General features: G+C 53.4%; 16 protein-coding genes and 1 pseudogene. 15 read left to right on the top strand and 2 right to left on the bottom strand.

Annotation, left to right across the window (positions count from 1 at the left end; translation table 11 throughout):
- The first annotated feature begins 5 nt into the window (after positions 1–5).
- From M1105_RS07700 to M1105_RS07655, 10 genes are all read left to right on the top strand, one after another.
- Positions 6–1,151, top strand: coding sequence for a glycosyltransferase (locus tag M1105_RS07700; RefSeq protein ID WP_249579767.1), 1,146 nt, complete (start codon positions 6–8; stop codon positions 1,149–1,151).
- 288 nt (positions 1,152–1,439) lie between these two features.
- Positions 1,440–2,405, top strand: coding sequence for a glycosyltransferase family 2 protein (locus tag M1105_RS07695; RefSeq protein ID WP_249579766.1), 966 nt, complete (start codon positions 1,440–1,442; stop codon positions 2,403–2,405).
- Positions 2,405–3,325, top strand: coding sequence for a glycosyltransferase family 2 protein (locus tag M1105_RS07690; protein WP_249579765.1), 921 nt, complete (start codon positions 2,405–2,407; stop codon positions 3,323–3,325). Before M1105_RS07695 ends, M1105_RS07690 begins: the two co-directional genes overlap by 1 nt.
- A 155-nt stretch (positions 3,326–3,480) precedes the next feature.
- Positions 3,481–4,077 carry an acyltransferase gene (locus M1105_RS20815; RefSeq protein ID WP_319936777.1) on the top strand — a complete coding sequence of 199 codons (597 nt, stop codon included), beginning with the start codon at positions 3,481–3,483 and terminating at the stop codon, positions 4,075–4,077.
- Positions 4,019–4,939, top strand: a complete 921-nt coding sequence (locus M1105_RS07680; RefSeq protein WP_319936776.1) for a glycosyltransferase family 2 protein — start codon at positions 4,019–4,021, stop codon at positions 4,937–4,939. The genes M1105_RS20815 and M1105_RS07680 overlap by 59 nt, the downstream gene beginning before the upstream one ends.
- Before the next feature lie 352 nt (positions 4,940–5,291).
- Positions 5,292–6,149 (top strand): glycosyltransferase family 4 protein, encoded by an 858-nt coding sequence (locus M1105_RS07675; protein ID WP_249579764.1) that lies wholly within the window; start codon positions 5,292–5,294, stop codon positions 6,147–6,149.
- A 62-nt stretch (positions 6,150–6,211) separates the two neighbouring features.
- The gene (locus M1105_RS07670) at positions 6,212–7,609 is read left to right on the top strand and encodes an O-antigen polymerase (protein WP_249579763.1); all 1,398 of its coding nucleotides are present in this window, start codon (positions 6,212–6,214) and stop codon (positions 7,607–7,609) included.
- Positions 7,596–8,786, top strand: a complete 1,191-nt coding sequence (locus M1105_RS07665) for a glycosyltransferase family 4 protein (protein WP_249579762.1) — start codon at positions 7,596–7,598, stop codon at positions 8,784–8,786. Before M1105_RS07670 ends, M1105_RS07665 begins: the two co-directional genes overlap by 14 nt.
- Before the next feature lie 415 nt (positions 8,787–9,201).
- Entirely contained in the window at positions 9,202–10,392 is a 1,191-nt protein-coding gene (locus M1105_RS07660; protein ID WP_264759552.1) for a glycosyltransferase family 4 protein, read from the top strand.
- A 181-nt stretch (positions 10,393–10,573) separates the two neighbouring features.
- Positions 10,574–11,548, top strand: coding sequence for a glycosyltransferase family 2 protein (locus M1105_RS07655; RefSeq protein WP_249579761.1), 975 nt, complete (start codon positions 10,574–10,576; stop codon positions 11,546–11,548).
- Between the two features lie 189 nt (positions 11,549–11,737).
- On the opposite strand, the gene M1105_RS20925 is transcribed toward M1105_RS07655, so the two are convergent.
- Positions 11,738–12,187, bottom strand: coding sequence for a tyrosine-type recombinase/integrase (locus M1105_RS20925; RefSeq protein ID WP_406600608.1), 450 nt, complete (start codon positions 12,185–12,187; stop codon positions 11,738–11,740).
- 185 nt (positions 12,188–12,372) lie between these two features.
- Here M1105_RS20925 and M1105_RS07650 point away from each other — a divergent pair, with 185 nt between their 5' ends.
- Entirely contained in the window at positions 12,373–13,095 is a 723-nt protein-coding gene (locus M1105_RS07650) for a class I SAM-dependent methyltransferase (protein WP_249579760.1), read from the top strand.
- 357 nt (positions 13,096–13,452) lie between these two features.
- On the opposite strand, the pseudogene M1105_RS07645 reads toward M1105_RS07650, so the two are convergent.
- A pseudogene (locus M1105_RS07645) lies at positions 13,453–13,599 on the bottom strand (integrase core domain-containing protein); the annotation flags it as partial.
- 250 nt (positions 13,600–13,849) lie between these two features.
- On the opposite strand from M1105_RS07645, the gene M1105_RS07640 reads away from it, so the two are divergent.
- From M1105_RS07640 to M1105_RS07630, 4 genes are all read left to right on the top strand, one after another.
- Positions 13,850–15,571 (top strand): hypothetical protein, encoded by a 1,722-nt coding sequence (locus M1105_RS07640; protein ID WP_249579759.1) that lies wholly within the window; start codon positions 13,850–13,852, stop codon positions 15,569–15,571.
- Positions 15,572–15,639: 68 nt separating this feature from the next.
- On the top strand, positions 15,640–16,074 hold the full coding sequence (locus M1105_RS07635; RefSeq protein WP_249579758.1) for a hypothetical protein: 435 nt from the start codon (positions 15,640–15,642) through the stop codon (positions 16,072–16,074).
- A 117-nt stretch (positions 16,075–16,191) separates the two neighbouring features.
- Positions 16,192–16,323 (top strand): integrase core domain-containing protein, encoded by a 132-nt coding sequence (locus tag M1105_RS20920; protein WP_406600607.1) that lies wholly within the window; start codon positions 16,192–16,194, stop codon positions 16,321–16,323.
- 110 nt (positions 16,324–16,433) lie between these two features.
- Positions 16,434–17,960: a hypothetical protein gene (locus tag M1105_RS07630; RefSeq protein WP_249579757.1), complete on the top strand. Its 1,527-nt coding sequence runs from the start codon at positions 16,434–16,436 to the stop codon at positions 17,958–17,960.
- The last annotated feature ends 42 nt before the right edge of the window (positions 17,961–18,002 follow it).

Below are 18,002 nucleotides of genomic sequence, written 5' to 3'. Positions count from 1 at the left end.
TTTCAATGAACTACAGACGCGGCCCACTCGCGATTGCAGCGCCAAGTTTCTCCGAAGTATCGGAGACCTTTATCCGCGCTCACGTGCGGACGATCATGCCGGGTGCCACCATCATAATTTCACAAAATTTGGAGGGCGCCGAGGAAATGGGCGTCCCAATGTTAGCCCCGTGTCCTTCCTGGGAGCCGCCGCGCTCGCTGCCGGAACGCATTGTCAAGTCGGTGGGAGCGCGTTTCCGTCGACATGTGCGCGCTGATCTGCGCCGCGATGACTTCAGGCGGGCCGTTGCGTTCTTCGAAGAACATAATCCGTCTGCTTTGCTGGTGGAGTACTTGGACTACGCGGCTAACTTTGTGAACTTGGCTCATGCTACACGAACGCCGCTCTATGCATATGCGCACGGCTACGAAGTTGCTGCTGCTGCACGTGTGCCACGCGTCGGTCGCCATGTCGCAAGAGTCTTCCGCGCCGCTGCCGGCGTTTTCGTTGCATCTGAGTTCATGAGAGACAAGCTCATCGCTCTTGGTTGCTCTCGGGATAAGCTCTTCATCGCGCCGTACGGTATTGATCAACACCGCTTCAAGTTGAGCTCAGCCGAGCCAGGGCGCATTATCGCCGTGGGTCGCCTCGTAGCAAAGAAAGCGCCTGACAAGACTCTTGCGGCTTTCTCGGAGGTCTTGCGCCGGCACTCCGATGCTCGGCTTGACTTGGTCGGGGATGGAGAATTGATGCCTCGTTGTTCAGAAATTGTTGCCGCGGAGGGCATGTCGAATGCGGTTACACTCCATGGCGCCTTGCCAACGGAGATTGTTGCCGAGATGATGGGGAGAGCTTCAATCTTCGTCCAGCACTCGGTCACGGCCCCCAACGGCGATACCGAAGGTTTGGGGGTGTCGCTTCTTGAAGCTATGGCGTCAGGAGTTCCCGTAGTGGCGACGCGACATAACGGCTTCGTGGAGACTGTTGCCGATGGAGAAACGGGACTGCTCGTCGATGAGCACGATATCAATGGAATGGCAGAGGCCATAAGCGCGCTCCTTACCGATCCCGACCGGGCACGTAGAATGGGAATGGCGGGACGGGCACGATTGCTGTCTCACTTCACCGAAGCGCGCTGTTCTGACCGGATCCGAGCCGCCATGCAGCTTTAGGTTTCTTTCCATTATGGGCGACGTATTGCCCTAATTCCTGCTTACAGTGACAATGAATCCACCGTTTGACCGGTTGTCGTGAAGAAGTTCATCTGGTTGCATATCTTGTCTTTGAAAAAATTTTTCGTGTACGATATCCGGTCCGTATTTGAAATATTGACTGAATTACAATGCGCGGATTGAGTGGCTTTTTTATGATAGAGCGTTAAAAATAATTCAAAATTAAAATATAATTATTCTACTATTTGGCGAAGATCATAAACTAAATGTGGGTGTTTGGGGTCTGACGTGACGCCGGCGGTGTCTGTACTCATCCCTTGTTTTAACGCCGAGCGTTGGGTGGGCGCTTGCATTGAGAGCGCGCTGGCTCAAAATTATCCTAAAAGTGAGATAATTGTATTCGACGACGGTTCGGTCGACTCCAGTCCAGCGATAATTCGTAGTTTCGGTGATCGCATTCGCTTCGAGGGTGGCTCGAACCAAGGTGCCGCCGTGGCTCGCAATCGGTTGCTTGAATTGTCCCAAGGCGAGTGGGTCCAGTACCTTGATGCCGATGACGAATTGGTTCCTAATAAGCTTAAGGCAAACCTTGAGATGGTTCAGAGCAAGCCGGACGTTGATGTCTTGGTTGGACCTGTTGAGGTTGAGTACTTGAGGTGTGGAGCGGTCAGTGGCCGGGCAATCTCGCCGGCTCATAAGTTTCAGGGCGCGGTAGATCCGTGGCGCATGTTGGCGCTTTGGGAGCTCCCACAAACCGGAGGGCCGCTATGGCGGAGGAGTGCGCTGCTCGACGTGGCCGGCTGGCGGAAAGAGCAGCCGTGCTGTCAGGAGCATGAACTGTATCTGCGACTCCTCGTGGCCGGGAAGAAGTTCGCCTTCACGAATTTCGTTGGAGCCGTGTACCGGCGGTTTGAGACGGGGACCCTCTCGACCAAGGACATGCCTCTCGTTCGCCGCGAACGCCTCAAGATCGAGGCGAGGCTCGAGGCACATCTTGAGGCCACTGGCGCACTGACCCCTGAACGGCAATGGGCGATCAATCAGGCGCGCTTCGAATTGGCGCGTAGCGCATGGCCCGAAAACCGGGCGGAGGCGCGCTCCATCGCGGCAACGATCAGGAAGGACCGAAGCGGCTTTCGCCCGACTGGTCTGTCCGCGCCACCAGGCTACCAGTTCTTCTATCATGCATTCGGCTTTGAGATCGCCGAGCGGGTCGCCAAGATAAAGCGCTCGATCATGTCGGTAAAATCGTGATGAACAGCCCGTTCTTTTCTATTATCATTCCATCATACAACAGGCTCCCCTTATTGCGGGAGTGCCTTGAGTCCGTCCGAGCACAAACGTTTCGCGACTTCGAATTGATCGTTGTCGACGATGGCTCTACGGATGGTACTTTCGAGTTCCTTGCATCGGAAGTTCCGCGCGCACGCATTGCTCGGCAAGCCAATGCCGGACCCAGCGCTGCCCGGAACAGCGGGGCTTCCATAGCGTCAGGGCGCTACCTAGCATTCCTCGACTGCGACGACCTCTGGCCGCCTTGGGCTCTGGAGACCTACGCGAGCGCCGTTGGAGATAAGGGCGATATTGCAATGCTCTTTGGGCGATACGTCGACTTTCATTGCCGTCAATCCCTCGAGGCTTACACGCAGAAACCTCCGATCATAGATTACTGGCCGTGTTACTTCGATGCGGCCGGGTTCGGCTATTATGGTGGAAGTGGGGTGATCGTCATTTCAAGACGAGCATTCTTGTCGAGTGGCGGCTTTCGTGAAGAGCGAGTGAATGCAGAGGATCACGACCTTGTATTGAGGTTGGGAGAGGTCGGTGGTTTTGGGCAAGTACTCTCCCCCGTTACACTCTTCCGGCGCATCCACGAAGGCAATCAGATTGCTATTCATAAGATGTCGACAACCGGTGTACGCAGACTTGTTGAATCCGAACTCAGCGGAGGATTTCCAGGGGGAGCAGAGCGAGCGGCGCAACGTCGCTCTATCATCTGCCAACATGTGCGGCCAGTTGTCATAAGTGCGACCCGCACAGGGCACCTATCAGAGGCTTGGTGGCTGTATACCAAGACGGCCCAGTGGCACATGAGACAGCTTAAGCTCTCATTTCTGGCTGGGGCCGGGGCGATGATCGGCCTTGCCAGCCTGCGCATGAAATTGCTTGGGTAGATACCGTGTCCGGCTGAGATGGGAAGGATCACATCCGCAACCGCTTATGGCCTCGCAGCGTGCCAATCTAGCAGATATCTACGAGAGCCGCGCTCCAGTACGGTCTCTGCCCTGCGTTGCGATAATAATGCTCGTAATATAACCGCGTTCTGTCGATGAGCTGCCAGGTCAGGCGAGATGAAATCGTCAACCGAATCCTGAGGTATCCTTCGTCCATCGGGGCGAGGATGCGGGGCGCATGGCTGAGCATTCTAGGGGCAAAGATCGGAAAGGACTGCCGCCTCCTTGCGATCGACATCCCGAGAAATCCATGGGATGTCGAGATAGCGGAGGGTGTCGCGATGGAAGCCGGCGTCACACTCCTCTCGACAGGCGCTCGAAAGATGACGCCACGCATCAGGATCGGTCGGAACTGTTATATAAATCGTCGCGTCTTCCTCGATGCCTGCGAATTGATCGAGATTGGCGCCAATTGCATGATTGGGCCAGACTGCTACATCACCGATCATGACCATGGAAAACGGACTGGGGAACTGATCTCGGCGCAGGCATTGGTATCGAGGCCCGTGCACATCGGTTCCAATGTCTGGATTGGCGCGGGCGCAATCATCCTGAAGGGCGTCAGGGTCGGTGACGGTGCGGTGATTGGAGCGGGAAGTGTCGTGAACCGAGATGTGCCCATGAACTCCGTCGTTGCGGGAGTTCCTGCGCGCGCCATCGAACCGCTTGGGCAGCAAGGCCAATGCGGGTAAGCGTGCGTTGGCCGTTTCGGCGATAGTTCCCACGTATGAGCGTCCTGAAGCGCTTATACAGTCACTCTCGGTTATTAGCTCGTGTAGGCCGCCCCCAGATGAGATCTTGGTTCTTATCGATCATGGCGACGCGGTCACCCTGCCGGTTCTAAGGGAAAAATTCCCAAGAGTTCGCGTGTTTGATTCAGAGAGGCGCCTCGGGCCGGGAGGTGCGCGCAACCGACTAATAGCTGCCGCGAACCATGAGATTGTCGCGAGTTTTGACGACGATAGCCATCCGATCGATCTGGATTACTTTGCAAGGGCGGCCGAGATCCTGGCGGCGTCGCCGCGTGCGGGTGTTTTGGCAGCCTCAATCAGGCATGACGATGAGGCTTTGCCGCCTCTCAGATCAGCGGTTAGGCCAAGTGCAACGTTCATTGGCTGCGGATGCGTCTACCGACGAGAGGCCTTTCTCTCCACAGGGGGCTTCATCGCGATCCAACCGGCCTACGGCGTCGAAGAGACGGATCTCGCGCTGCAGCTTGCAGATGCCGGATGGGAGATTCTGAGGGCAGAGCTTCTCAGGGTTCGGCATGCGACATCTCGGGGACATCAGGTATCGGCAGAGATCACCAGTGCCCACATCTCCAACACGGCCTTGCTCGCGTTCTTGCGTTATCCACCAATTTATTGGGGGCTTGGCGCGTTGCAGGTTGTGAAGCGCGTCGCGTGGTCGCTCAAGATGGGCAGGTTCGCAGGCGTGATACCCGGTTTGCTGCGGATCCCATCGCATCTTTGGCGTTACCGCCACGCGCGTGCTCCGGTTAGAACGCGAACACTAAAATCCTTACGCAAATTGCGTTCGGATGGGGCCACTTAAAGAATTCTCTATGACCGGCGATTGGATCGTCTGCCAGATCGGGGCTCGCGAGAATTATGCACTGGCCAGCGCACTCCATCGGCGTAAGGTTCTGCGCGCCCTCGTGACGGACATTTGGGCGACCCACCTTGGTCCTCTCTGTTTCCTAAAGGCGGGCCTGTGCGCACGGTTCCGAAGTGACCTTTCAGACGCTGCTGTCATCTCGCACAGCCTCCCAGCGGCGCTTCGAGATGTGGGTTCTCGTCTAACGGCGCCAAGCGGCTGGACGAGCATAATCGCCCGGAACGCTTGGTTTCAGGTGCGCGCGATTAGATCTCTTGAACGCCTCGATCTCCGTGGAGGACGAGTGTCCTTGTTTGCCTACAGCTATGCTGCAGACCAGATCTTCGAGTTCGCTCGGGCTCGGGGCTGGCGCACGATTCTTGGCCAGATCGATCCCGGCATCTTCGAGGAAGAGATTGTTGAAGAGGAAGCAAAGCGTTATCCCGAGCTTGCTGCTGGTTGGAAACGGGCTCCAGAGGCATATTGGGCGGGGTGGCGTCGGGAGCTCGAACTGGCCGACACGATCGTGGTGAACTCCCTTTGGTCGGCCTCCGCGTTGCGCGCTGAGGGCGTCTCGGCGGACCGTCTCAAGGTTATTCCCCTCGCCTACGATCCACCGGCCAGCTCCTTCGGCTTCCGGCGATCTTACCCGGAGCGCTTCGACAAGAACCGTCCACTGCGCGTTCTGTTTCTTGGTCAGGTGAATCTGAGAAAAGGCCTTGGCCCGCTTCTTGAGGCCGCGCGCGCCCTGTCGGAGGCCCCAGTCGAATTCCATGTGGTCGGACCGAACCAACTCTCTTTGTCGCCTAGCGCGACCAATGGCGGAAACATTGTCTGGCACGGCAACGTTCCCCGTAAAGCGGTGGACCGCTTCTACCGTGATGCCGACGTGATGTTATTCCCCACATTGTCCGATGGTTTTGGCCTCACGCAACTCGAGGCGCGCTCCTGGCGGCTGCCGATCCTCGTCACACCGAGGTGCGGTGCTGTAATCGAGGATGGTGTCTCAGGCATCGTGATGGAGGCAGGTAATGCCCGCGAGATCGTGAGTGCTATCAAACGGAGCATCGACAATCCCAGCTGGCTCCAGCATGCTTCAGCTGCCGTGGCGCCGGGTGAGCGCCAGTCGCTAGAAGACGTTGCTGCAGCGCTAAGCCTGATTGGATGAACGCCAACCGGTCGCAAGTCCGTCCGTGGCCAGAACGAAGTGCCCGTCAAGCCCGTCAGCTGATGGCGCTCTCGACCGGCATAATTTGCTCTGCGGCGTCATTCCTGATCCTGCATGTCGGCATCCAGTCGAATGTTGACGTGATCTTCACCGAAACGGCACAGGTCTTAGGGGGCGCACTTGCACTTGCGCTGCTGCAGGAGGCACGAAGCGGCCTCAGACAAATGGTCCGCGCTGACAATTTGATGCTCGTTTCGCTCTACGGGCTCATCTTTTTGGAGTTCCTCTTCCCACAGCAGTCGTTCGCGCTTGAACTCTCAACCGCTACCGCCCGAAATGGCACGATCGCAAGCCTCTGGGGTTTTTTTGCGCTGACCTTGGGACGCCACATAATTGTCAAGACAGCGCGCGGCTCCGACTTCGGGGCGCGGTATGATGTTCCCCCCAGACTGTTAGCCCAACTGTTCTTCGCGATCGCCTTCTTTGCCTACCTGCACATCCTGCTGGCCGTGAATTTCGACATCCAGGAAGCTATTCGTCAGATGGCTCTTCCGAGGTTCTGGCAAGCATGGGCCCGTGGCAGCCTAGGCGGGTGGAACACCCTCCTAACCGAGGTTGGCCTCCTGATCTTCCTCGTCCCGCCCCTCGCGGGCCTGATCTTCGCCCGGTTTCGCTCATTCCGTTCTCTCACGCTTCTTTTCGTGGTTTTGATCTTTGCCGTTACCCTGTTTAAGGGATTTGCGGACGGAACCAGAAGCGTGTTTCTGATCCATCTGCTCACATTCACAGGCGCCTTCATCCTTGCCCGCCCGGACCTAAAGACGCCGCATATCCTGTCGTTCGGCGTGGTCGTTGCAACGATTGGAGTGCTCGGGATGAATTACATGCTGGCCTTCCGTGGCATCGGTCTCTCACGTTTCGATTTTGCCGAGTTCGAGAGCGAGACGCTTTTCGTCGATCTCAACCTGATCAACATCTGCAAGCTGATCGAAGTGTTTCCTTCCCGCTTCGACTATCTCGGTCTCGAAATTCCTTACTGGGCGATGATACGGCCGATCCCCCGTGCGCTCTGGCCGGGTAAGCCAGAGGGGTTGAGCATCGGTATCGAAGAGGCGCTTGGGGTCGAGGGGCTCACGCTGTCCGCGACATTCATCGGTGAAGCCTACATGGCTGGTGGTCTCTTCGGGGTCATTGTGACCGGGCTTCTTCTCGGCGCGACCGCCGGCAACTGGGACCGTGTCGGGAAACAGGTCGGCTCGAACTATGGGCTAATTCTCTACTGTTCCGGCTTCTTCGCCGCCGCACTTTCGATGCGCAGCGTCCTTCAGGTCGCGCCCGCGCTGCTGCCGACGCTGGCCCTCTGGCTCTTCGGCCGGGTCTGGCTCAGAAGAGTAATGAGAAGCCGCGCTCAGCGACCGCTAAGGGAGATCGTGCGAGGGGCTGGACGTGACCAGTATTGACGTGCTCGACGCCGGCGTCAGACCGGGTTCCCAACAGAGCGCTTTCACCAATGTTGTGAAGCTCCACTTCCTAACCGTTATGCCGTCGCCCTATCAGCGGGAAACCTTCGAGGCGCTGGACGCGTCAGGGTCGTTCGATATCACTGTCGACTACTTCGCGGGCACCGCGGCTGACCGGCAATGGACGCCTGTGCGGCTTCATCCCTATGAGACCATCCTTCCCGGAATTCAATTCTCGAGACATGGGGCAGCTGGAAGGTTTAATCCCGCCATTTTCCGCCGCCTGCGGGATATCCGGGCCGATCTTGTCATCATCAGCGACTACTCGTCGCCAACGGCACAGATCGCCATGCGCAGGCTGAGCAGGCAGGGTCGTCCCTGGGCCTACTGGGGCGAGACACCAAATGCCATCAAACGCGGCAAGTTCGGCCGATGGCTGCGCACGCGCCTTCAGGAACCGATCTGCCGAGCGAACGCCATTCTTGCCATCGGTTCGCGTGCGGTAGGCGAATACGAGCGCCTCTTTCCGGGCGTGCCCGTCTTCAACATCCCGTATTTCTGTGACCTCGAGCGGTTTCGTATCGCATCCGATCGGGCTCCGCCACGCGCGGAGGGGCATGTCATGTTCCTCTTCAGCGGCCAACTGATACCGAGAAAAGGTATCGACTTGCTGATCGAAGCATTCGAGGGGGCCGCTCGTGATATGCAACGGATCGAGCTCAGGATACTTGGCGATGGCCCGATGCGGGAAGAACTCGAAGAACGGGTGCATCACCTTGGAGACCGGGTTATGTTTGCCGGACATGTCGATCCTGCCGATCTCCCTGAAGAGTTTGCTGCGGCCGACGTTTTTATTCTACCCAGTCGCTACGATGGCTGGGGTGTCGTGCTGAACGAGGCTCTCGGGGCGGGACTGCCAATAATCGCCAGCAAAGCTGTTGGTTCGGCGCACGATCTTTTGATCCACGACGTGACGGGTCGCATAATTGAAAGCGGAGATGTGACCTCGCTTCGCGAATCCATCATCACCCTCGCCAGTGATCTACCGCTCAGGAAATCGATGGCCGCCGCCGCGCGTGATTGGAGACAGCGCTGGGGCCTCGACGAGGCCTTGGATCGTTGGCGGCTGGCATCCTCCGATATCGCTAAGAGATCTTCTTCGAAATGGTCTCGTTGATTTTTAAATCGTTCGCTCAGTTCTGGATGAGAGCAGTGCAAAATGTTCGATCCTATTCCCGTGCTTCCGCCGACCATCGAGAAGTCTACGCCTGCCGTTCCGGAGTTCGGGAAATGCGATGCGAAACCACGGACCGAGAGGGATGAACAGGTTCATTGCTTTAGCTGCAACACCTGCGAGTCAGATATTCAATCGATAACGCAAGTCCTTCTTGGGGCCTGAGTAGTTCAAGAAGTGCCTAAGCGTTTAAGGTTAACCGACAGAGAAAGATGTGTAAGATGTTTGATCCCGAGCGGGTTAAGGACGAGTTCATGTCGGTCCATTAGTGCGCTCTAGGGAAGTGACAGATTTTTTATTAGCGCCCTCACTTGAATTCTGCATTATCCTCTGCAAACAGCGTCCAATCGCGGATCCCATGAAAACCCTCTTGATCTCCTCAAGCTCAGGCTCTCACGGTGGAGGCGAAATTTACCTTATGTATCTTGCAAAGGGGCTCAGCCTCGCCGGTTGCGACGTCCGGATCCTGTTGAGCGATGATCGCTCCATGGATCAGCTTGCAAATGAGATCTCGCCCTACGCGGCGGTGCATAGGCTTCCGCTAACGAATACCTATCAGCGCCGGACGCGTTGTCTGGGCGCTTCGCTCGACTGGCGTCAGCAGAGGCGCGTTCAGGCGTTCATCGAGGTCTATTCACCGGACATTGTGCACGTAAATCAGCAGGTCGCAGAGGATGGTCTCGATCTCCTGCTAGCCGCGCGGGCGAGCGGCAAACCGTTGATCTCGACTATCCATATCACGCACTCAGCCAAGAGCTTGGGGGCTCGGTTGGGGGCGCTCAGGGATTTCGTCGCTGCGGGGGTCTTGGCGCGCGTACGCCCCGCCGTCATCTGCGTATCTGATGCCGCTGCCGCGAAACTGCGTGCGCGGAATGGGTTGTATGAGCTTGATATTTCGACGGTTCATCCGACCGTCCCCAGCACCAATGCTTCGAGCCTGATCAAGGCACGCGCTGATGCTCGTCGGCAGTGGGCCGTGTCGCAGGATGAAATCGTTGTTGGAGCAGTCGGCCGCATAGAGGATCAGAAGAACCCAATCTTCCTCCTCGATGCCTTCTCTGAAGCTGCTAAAATCCTGCCAAATCTGAAATTTGTTTGGATTGGCGATGGATCCCTCCGGACAACTCTTGAGCTGCGCGCAAGAAAAATGGGCTTAGGTGATCGTGTTATCATTGATGGTTGGCGAGACGATGCCCGGGTTCGAATGGCTGGTTTTGATATCTTCGCCATGCCGTCTCGCTACGAAGGCCTACCTCTGGCGTTGCTCGAAGCCATGCATTCCGGTCTCGCAATCTGCGCTAGCGATGCTGACGGTATCGTTGAGGCAGTAACGGATGGCCGTGATGGCGTCATTTGCCGAGTTGAATCTACAAACGCCTGGTGCGACGCTCTCTGCAGGCTGGCACGAAGCTCGGAACTGCGGGCTTCATTGGGCGAGGCGGCTTTAAATGAAAGTCTGGGAGCTTTCTCCGAAGAGGCGCAAACTCTAAAAATAATATATAATTACAATAAATTAATTCGGGAAGCAGGAAAACATAAAAATCGCTGACAGCGTCAGTGCAAAAAGTTTTATCACGAATCGCCCAAGAATTTTTGAAAATCCCGCATATCGGCTGCTCAGCGAATTTACAAAAAATGCCTTGTGTATTTCCTGTAAACTTCGTTAAGCCGGGTATTATTCAAATGCCGAAACCCAAAAATTTTACTGCGGGAAAAAAAGGAGTAAAATCATGTTAATTTTGAAAAAAATCGATAGCCTCTTTGGGGTAATTTTTTCATTTATAGTTAAAATTAGTTTTATTTTTATTGAATGGATTGTAAAAGAAAAATTAAAATTTAAACTCCGAAAATATTTAAAGCCAATAAAAGAAATTACATTAATAGCAGTTGCTCGAGACGAGGAGTTAAGACTAGAGTATTTTTTTAATTACTATAAAAAAATTGGCGTTAGCCGCTTTGTTATTCTAGACCATCAATCTAAAGATAAGTCTGCGAAAATTATTGATGCTGAAGCTAATGCGACTCGCATAAGTGTGAGGGGCAATTTTGCGTACAAGCGCGCGTGGGTCCAAGCTGCCGCTGAGACGGTCGGATTAAATTGCTGGTGCCTATTTGTTGACATAGATGAATTTATTGTATGGCCAAGAATGGAAATCGTGTCACTTAATGATTTGATCAAATTTCTTGAGAAAAGCAATTATGACGCGATGGTGTGTCGTATGATAGATATGTACCCAAAAGAACAAGTAACCGGAGTCTGTTATTCACGCGCCCAGAACCCTATCGAGATTGCTCCTTACTTTGATATAAGCGGAGATACGCGATCAAGAAGCTTCAATGTTTCTCCTATAATGTATAAAACGCCTTTAATTCAATTTCGAAAGGGTATGAGAATTTGGAGGGGGCAGCACTACGTGCACAATTCAAAGCGTGCAAGTGTTTCCGGTGCCCTTCTGCATTTTAAATTCTTAAATGATTTTCCGCAGAAAAACAGAAAAAATTTTTTAATACGGCTAACCGATCGGGGTTATTGGGGCGAAATTCATTCGTATCAAAAAGTCCTAAAAAATAAAAAAGATCTTTGCCTATACTCGGATCGGTCGACTTTTTATGACGGACCGGATCAATTAATGAGATTGGGGTTGATAAATGAAAGTGAAGAGTTCATGAATTGGTTGGGGCGTGATCAAAAAGAAGGCATATAGTTTATTTTTCGGGAATTATTATTGGAAAAATTGCTGGAGCGAGATGATTTTAACAATGTCATGCGGATCCAGAAAGTTTCTCCGTAGGTGAATATACGAGATTTCGGTTCGCCTCAAAGTCTTGTGGCTTTAGTTAAGCGCTGCTGTTGCGGTCGTTAAGGGCGTTCAACGGAGCATGCGGGGGTTCGCTTACCATGCCAGTGCTGCGGTTCGCGATGATGCTGACGTCTTATGTGTGAGCGCCGCCCAACGCCCATGGTGGGGGCTCCTAGTCTCGTTGTTCTCAACATACCGGAAAACCACGTCCGGCTTCTTCCAGCCGCCAGCCTGCATGATCGCAAGAGTTGAGAAACCGTTCACTATCATATCCTTTGCAACGCCGACGCGCATCGAATGGCCGAAGAGCCGTTCAGCAATTGGTTCCGGGATTCCGGCGTTCTGCTCGGTGCGCTTGACCAGACGTCGAATCAAGCAAGTTCGCAGCCGTCGTCCTGATATCTCGTCCGTTGGCTCGCCATAATGCTTCCGCCGATTAGAGAAGTTTGCCTCGCTGAGCTTGGCCTTTCGGCAGACCTCGCGGACCGGAGTACCCTTTCCTGGCTGCCTCAGTACGAAGACGATTCGCGTGCGTTGACCCATGACGTCGTCATGCAGCCTCTCCGCTTCGATGCTCCATACTAAACTGAATAATCAAGCTCATCGCGGGCCAGTAAACGGGCTCCAGTTCAACGGCCAGTTTGCTCTTAATTTGCGCGCCTCATAACGCGATCATCTTGGATTATGAAATCACTGGCCAAACCTAAGCTCAAGATTGGGAGATCTAAATGAACCACTCGCATAGCTCAGACGCAATCGAAATTCAGCGCGCGTATTATGCAAGAACTGCGGCAAATTACGACGCAGCTCACCTTGACGAAGATCCGGAGCACAAGGTGGCTTTGAGGCTTCTTGAATCGTTCGCGTGCCAGGTTGGCCATGGGTCCTTTCTTGATGTGGGCGCGGGTACTGGGCGCGGCGTTACGTATCTTCAAAAGGCATTTCCAGATGCACACGTGATTGGTGTGGAGCCGGTTAAAGAAATGAGAGAGTGTGGTGCGGCGCGTGGCGACGTTTTGCCCGGCAGTCTCATTGAGGGCGATGCCCTGTGTTTACCCTTCGATGACAGTTCATTTGATTGGGTCATCGAGACCGCGGTGCTCCATCACGTCGCCGACTTTCGAGCCGCTACGCGCGAGATGGTGCGCGTTGCTCGCTGCGGTGTGCTTATCTCGGACTCAAACAACATCGGGCAGGGGAGTCGTGTTGCTCGCTTGGTCAAGCGTGCGCTGAAGTCGGCAGGTCTATGGAAGGCAGCAATTTGGCTTCAAACCCGAGGGAAAATGTACAAAGAAAGTGAGGGAGATGGTGTGAGTTACAGTTTTAGTGCCTTCGATACCGTAAAAACAATTCGAAAAAAATTTCCGAATGTCTACTTCATGAACACAACGAGTGCTGAGCCAAACATATACGCGACTGCCTCCCATGTCGCAATTATCGCACATCGTTGAGATATGTTCCGAGATCAATTGTCGCAAGCTATCGGCGCAAAATTGAAGATCGCAAAACATCTTGAGTTTCTGCCAAACTTGAATGCTGGATCACTGCATATTGTTTAGTGGTGTTACATAATTTTGTCTTGAATACATTATTATTTTCCCATTTGACAGGCCGAATTTTTCGTACCCGGCTAGCGTAGCGCTGAGCAATTGTGACGGCTCGTTTGCTCGCATCGCGGAACGACGTTGATGGGGCTTCTCGGTCTCGGAGTTATCGACGTCGCACAAAACAAGATTGGGTTTCTTCCAATTGCGATTTCCTGAGATTAGTCGTTCCAGCTGGGTCGTTAATCCACGGCGGTCGTGCGGTCAATTGAGGTGATGGCCTCCAGTCGCAGGCGGACGGCATCGGAGACCGCTGTACGCCCGGACGGTGTTGTAATAGCTGCGCCACTGCTCGATCGGGATTTGTGCCGCTCGGAGCGAGTAGAAGACCTCGTCGTTCATAAATTCGCCGCGGAGCCTCCCGTCGACTCAAGGCTCCAGTTCGCACAGTTCCTTGGAAAATTCTAGATGGAAAAAAGGGTTTCATTAACTCGGACGTTCTGCGCTTTACGCGGATTTCAGTTGTTACCTCTCCGCGTCAGAAGTCGGAAGAATCTTTTAAAAAGCTCAATGGGAGGTCGCCAGGATTTATTTTGTGATGTGCCGGGCTGCGAGAGATAAGTGGTACAAAGGGATCTGGGGGGGGCTGGGGAGGCGGGATATGCGGAATGAAAATGAGAACCGAAACAATTTCATTTTTTCGACGTCTACAAAAAAAAATATGTCAAAAATTAGTTATTTGTATGTATTTTGTGCATGCATTTTATTCCTAATATTTGTCGCACGGTTGGGCACACCCTATGGGTATAGTGTTATTTTTAACTTACCATGGCACATTGGGTTTTCAAAGGTTCACAGTATTGAGAACATATATCCTAGATATATTCCAAATTTATGGGGAGGGCTCGGAGGGTTCGATTTTTTCTTCTACGCGCCGTTACCGTTTTTCCTAAGCAGCATAGCGAACGTTTTCTGCGAGCCGTGCACGCCTTCGGAAGTTTTTGCTCTAGCTGGCGGGATGTTGTTCATAGCTTCTGGAGTGACATTTTACATTCTGGTCGTGCGATATGCTGATCCAGTTTCTGCCATTTTGGGTGCCGCAATTTATACAGTCGGACCTTACCACTTCTTTGGCGATTGGCTTCACCGCCAGGCGGTGGGCGAAGTCACGGCTTATGTGTTCACGCCCCTCCTCTTGCTAGGGCTCATCGCGATTCTCAATGGAGGCGGAAATGCGCGTTGGATTTTTGCGCCGGCATTTGCTGGATTGATGATGTCTCACATTCCATCTGCATTATTATTTGTTCATTTTGTTTTATTTTTTTTACCGACTTATTTTTTATTCAATAAAATCCAATTGAAAGCCTGCATTAAGCAGAGTATATTGCTACTTGCGCACTTATTGATCGGGGCCCTTTTGTCGGGTGTTTACGTTGTCCCCGCTATTTCTCTGATTGGAGATGTATCGCCGGGAAAGCTCTACCTTCCATACTTTAATTCAACAAGATGGTTATTTGGGCGGTCGCTGTCGGTCGTGCCAAATCCGCTTACCTTTGTTGGGACACTTGTTATTACGGTCACATATGGAATTTTCTTATTTTATTTTTCTATATACTTTAGAAAAAATCGTGACGTCCTTCTTTTGTCGCTTTGTATTTCGTCAATTATTATAATTTTGTTCATGACGGTAATATCGTATCCAATCTGGGAGTTTTGGATTATAAGGCGTGTACAGTTTCCATTTCGCTTTATCGTATTTCTCGAGCTGAATTTTTTATTTTTGCTGACGAACTGGATTGCAAAGCAGCGTTCTGAGGGGTGCTTTAGGCTAAAGAGTTTTATAGTTGTCGGCCTAATTTTTGCCTGTGCGTCGTCAGGATTTATTTTCCGAGGCGCTCAAACTGCATACGCGGGACTTACTACGCAGGTGAGCCTTCCGAACAGAGGAGCGCCTGAATACCTTTCCCCGGAGTTTTCCTCTCGATTGGATTTGGAGCGGGGCGCGATACGGTCCAATGACCCTTCCAAGTCAACCGAAACAGCCATCAATAAGATTGTAGCCTCGGCAGATGGGTGTGCGAAGGAAATTTCGCGCCCGTCTGGTCGTAGCCGAGAATTCGATATTTCTGGCTGCAAAGGAACGGCGGTGACTTTGCCCGTGCAGTTTTGGAGACACTTTCAAGTGACGGTTGGTGCGGACGCCGTACCGGCTCGCGTCTCGTCAGACCGGGGACTTATCCGAGCCGAATATCCTGCATCTGCGAAGACCTTGAAAGCGTATATCCCAATATTAGAATTTGAGAGATATGGAAAAATCGTTTCGATGATTGGTGTGAGTATTTTTTTTAGTTTGATAATTATGAAAAGAAATTCTCCGATCTGAGTAAATGGTATGCGCAAACGCTAAGCGTTTTTTGAAAATGAGTTTTTTTTGCCCGGTGCGATGCGAGGGTGACTCAATTCGAGAAATATTGGATTACGTTCGCGGGGATTCACGTACTGCTCAGAAGGGAAGGCTGGATGGTCAGGCGCAAGCGGGTCCACGGCATCTCCAACGAGTTGGGGCTTCAGTTACGGAACAAAGCGCCGAAGTGCCGGGCGAAGGTGAAGCTGCGCGACGGCCGCCGCGAGGCGACCGCAGCCAACCAAACACGGGCAATGGAGTTCGCGCACGACCAGCTCGCGACCAGGCGGAAGCTCGGAACGTTTACGATCGTTGGTGCCCTCTCGCGCTTCTCGTCGGCGCTAGACGAGAGGTTCAGCTATCGCGGGGATGAGTTGGTCACAACGCTGGTTCGGGTCTGCGGTGATGTCAGCTTCCGCAAAGCGATCCGGGTGAACCAGGGCTCCGAGTTCGTCTCCCGCGACCTCGATCTCTGGGCCTAACGGCGCGGTGTCTAACGAGACTTCTCCGTCCCCGGAAAGCCCAACGACAATACCTTCACAGAGGCTTTGAGGAGCAGGCTGCGCCAAGAATGTCTCAACGCCTCATAGCTCCTGTCGATGGCCTTTGCCCGTCAGGGGATCAACGACGGGAAGATCGACTACAACGATCAAAGGCCGCACTCGGCAGTCGAAAACTTGACGCCGAGCGGCTATGCGGCCCAACGGGAACCAGCCAGGAAGGTCGCATAAAGCCCTCACCGGAGACGCGGTGAAGCCCAACCGACCGCCTGCCTCTGGCTTCAGGTGGATGAAGGTTGGGAATTGCAAACGGCACCACACTTATACCGGAGTAATAAGGCATGAAGGATCGGGACCGTAATTCTTGGATTTCATACGGGGTTATTATTTTCGCGGCGTTTGCCTTGGCCGGAGTATCATTGGGTATCACTTCCTGGTCTGTTCGAGGTTCCGATGACTTTCGATATCTCGGTTCATCCTTGGGAGTTGTGGCGGAGTTTTCTCATTGGGAGATGCGGTGGCCCTTTCATGAGCTTCAGGCGGTTGGATTGACGGTGGTAGGGCCTAACCCGAACGGAATTTGGGTTGGCCGATGGCTGGTTTGGGGTTGCATCCTGTTCTGCATCGGTTTTCTTGGACATGTGGCTTACGGCACCACGGCCGCGGTGTGTTCAATCATACTCCTCGGGTTTTGCCCCCTATTAGTTGTCCCGATTAGTCAGGGTTGGATCGATTCGATGGAGGCGGGATGGATATCATTATTGGTCGCACTCTTGATATTGCTGCTTCGGAACAAGAATTCCGGTCTGAATTATTGGTTGGCCATTCTGTTTGGGCTTGCATTTGGGTTTGCAATGCTGACGCGGATCACTGCCCTTCTAATACTGCCGACAGCTGCAATTGTTTGGTGGTGGATGGGAGCACCAAAGCGTCTGATGCTTATGGTGGTGTTAGGCGTATTTGTGGTCATTGCGATTGATGTAGTGTATCTCTACAATCTAATCGGCGATGGCCTTGCTCGCTGGCAGCACCTCGGCTCACTGGAAAGCGCTCATGGGGTTTCCGCGTACGATAGATTTGCGCCGTCCCCTTTCGTCCGTCTCACGTATGGTCTTCCTCGCCTGCTCCTGTATGATAACCCGTTAGTTAGTGCATGGCCGACTTGGCTGCTGGGGTGCGCCTCCTTGGTCGCGATTGGTTTCTTCAAAGACCGCCCATCATTTCAGAAAAAGGCTGGACTACTCGTACTGGCCACGCTTATCGGCGTCCTGGTGTTGCTTATATTGCCAAAAACGGATGGGAGCTTCGCAATACGCCTGCTTCCACGTTACTTCACATTCATTATTCCGCTCATGGGCGTTGCAGCGGTCGTGTCTGTCTTGATTCTGGCTGAGAGGTACCCCTTGGCTAAGCCCTCGGCCTTAATAGCAATGTTTGGAGTTTGCGCATTTTACACAGGAATTTTTCTCATTCCCGAGCGCCTATACTCAACTCCGCTTCGCGAGGGCATGACCCAGGCGCTGCACCTTGCAGAGAGCGCCCATCCAGGGCTGCTGGTCGTCACCGATTCACGGACGGCAAAGTTACTAAGCGGCATCGGTGAAATCTACGGCTGGACGGAGGTTTCTTGGGTCGACTACGCGCAGTGGAGTAACGCAAGTTCTGAAGTGGATGCATTTATAATGCTAGATGTTCCGAACGGGCATAACGCAGACGCGGTTCGTGTCCGCGAGTGGCTTTCTGAGCGGGAGAGTTACTCGCTTACTTTTTCAGATGACTACCGTGTGTGCTCGAAATTTCAATTGCTATCTTGTGAGCCCGCGCGGATCGCAGTTTCAGCGATCAGAAATACGGAATCTGGTAAGTAAATGCGCTCCATATCCGTGATATAGGGTAAGCAAGAGACTTGA

Origin of the sequence: Thermohalobaculum sediminis (assembly GCF_023487995.1) — a bacterium.
In the GTDB taxonomy this organism is placed as follows: domain Bacteria; phylum Pseudomonadota; class Alphaproteobacteria; order Rhodobacterales; family Rhodobacteraceae; genus Thermohalobaculum; species Thermohalobaculum sediminis.
Note: the sequence above shows the minus strand (reverse complement) of the source record. Positions and strands in the feature narration are given on the sequence as shown.

Excerpts from the sequence above, each read along its gene's own strand:
- M1105_RS07640 (WP_249579759.1), top strand. The coding sequence starts at position 13,850 with ATGCGGAATGAAAATGAGAACCGAAACAATTTCATTTTTTCGACGTCT.
- M1105_RS07655 (WP_249579761.1), top strand. The coding sequence starts at position 10,574 with ATGTTAATTTTGAAAAAAATCGATAGCCTCTTTGGGGTAATTTTTTCA.
- M1105_RS20920 (WP_406600607.1), top strand. The coding sequence starts at position 16,192 with ATGGCCTTTGCCCGTCAGGGGATCAACGACGGGAAGATCGACTACAAC.
- M1105_RS07650 (WP_249579760.1), top strand. The coding sequence starts at position 12,373 with ATGAACCACTCGCATAGCTCAGACGCAATCGAAATTCAGCGCGCGTAT.
- M1105_RS07700 (WP_249579767.1), top strand. The coding sequence starts at position 6 with ATGAACTACAGACGCGGCCCACTCGCGATTGCAGCGCCAAGTTTCTCC.
- M1105_RS07660 (WP_264759552.1), top strand. The coding sequence starts at position 9,202 with ATGAAAACCCTCTTGATCTCCTCAAGCTCAGGCTCTCACGGTGGAGGC.
- M1105_RS20815 (WP_319936777.1), top strand. The coding sequence starts at position 3,481 with ATGAGCTGCCAGGTCAGGCGAGATGAAATCGTCAACCGAATCCTGAGG.
- M1105_RS07690 (WP_249579765.1), top strand. The coding sequence starts at position 2,405 with ATGAACAGCCCGTTCTTTTCTATTATCATTCCATCATACAACAGGCTC.
- M1105_RS07670 (WP_249579763.1), top strand. The coding sequence starts at position 6,212 with ATGGCGCTCTCGACCGGCATAATTTGCTCTGCGGCGTCATTCCTGATC.
- M1105_RS07630 (WP_249579757.1), top strand. The coding sequence starts at position 16,434 with ATGAAGGATCGGGACCGTAATTCTTGGATTTCATACGGGGTTATTATT.
- M1105_RS20925 (WP_406600608.1), bottom strand. The coding sequence starts at position 12,187 with ATGGGTCAACGCACGCGAATCGTCTTCGTACTGAGGCAGCCAGGAAAG.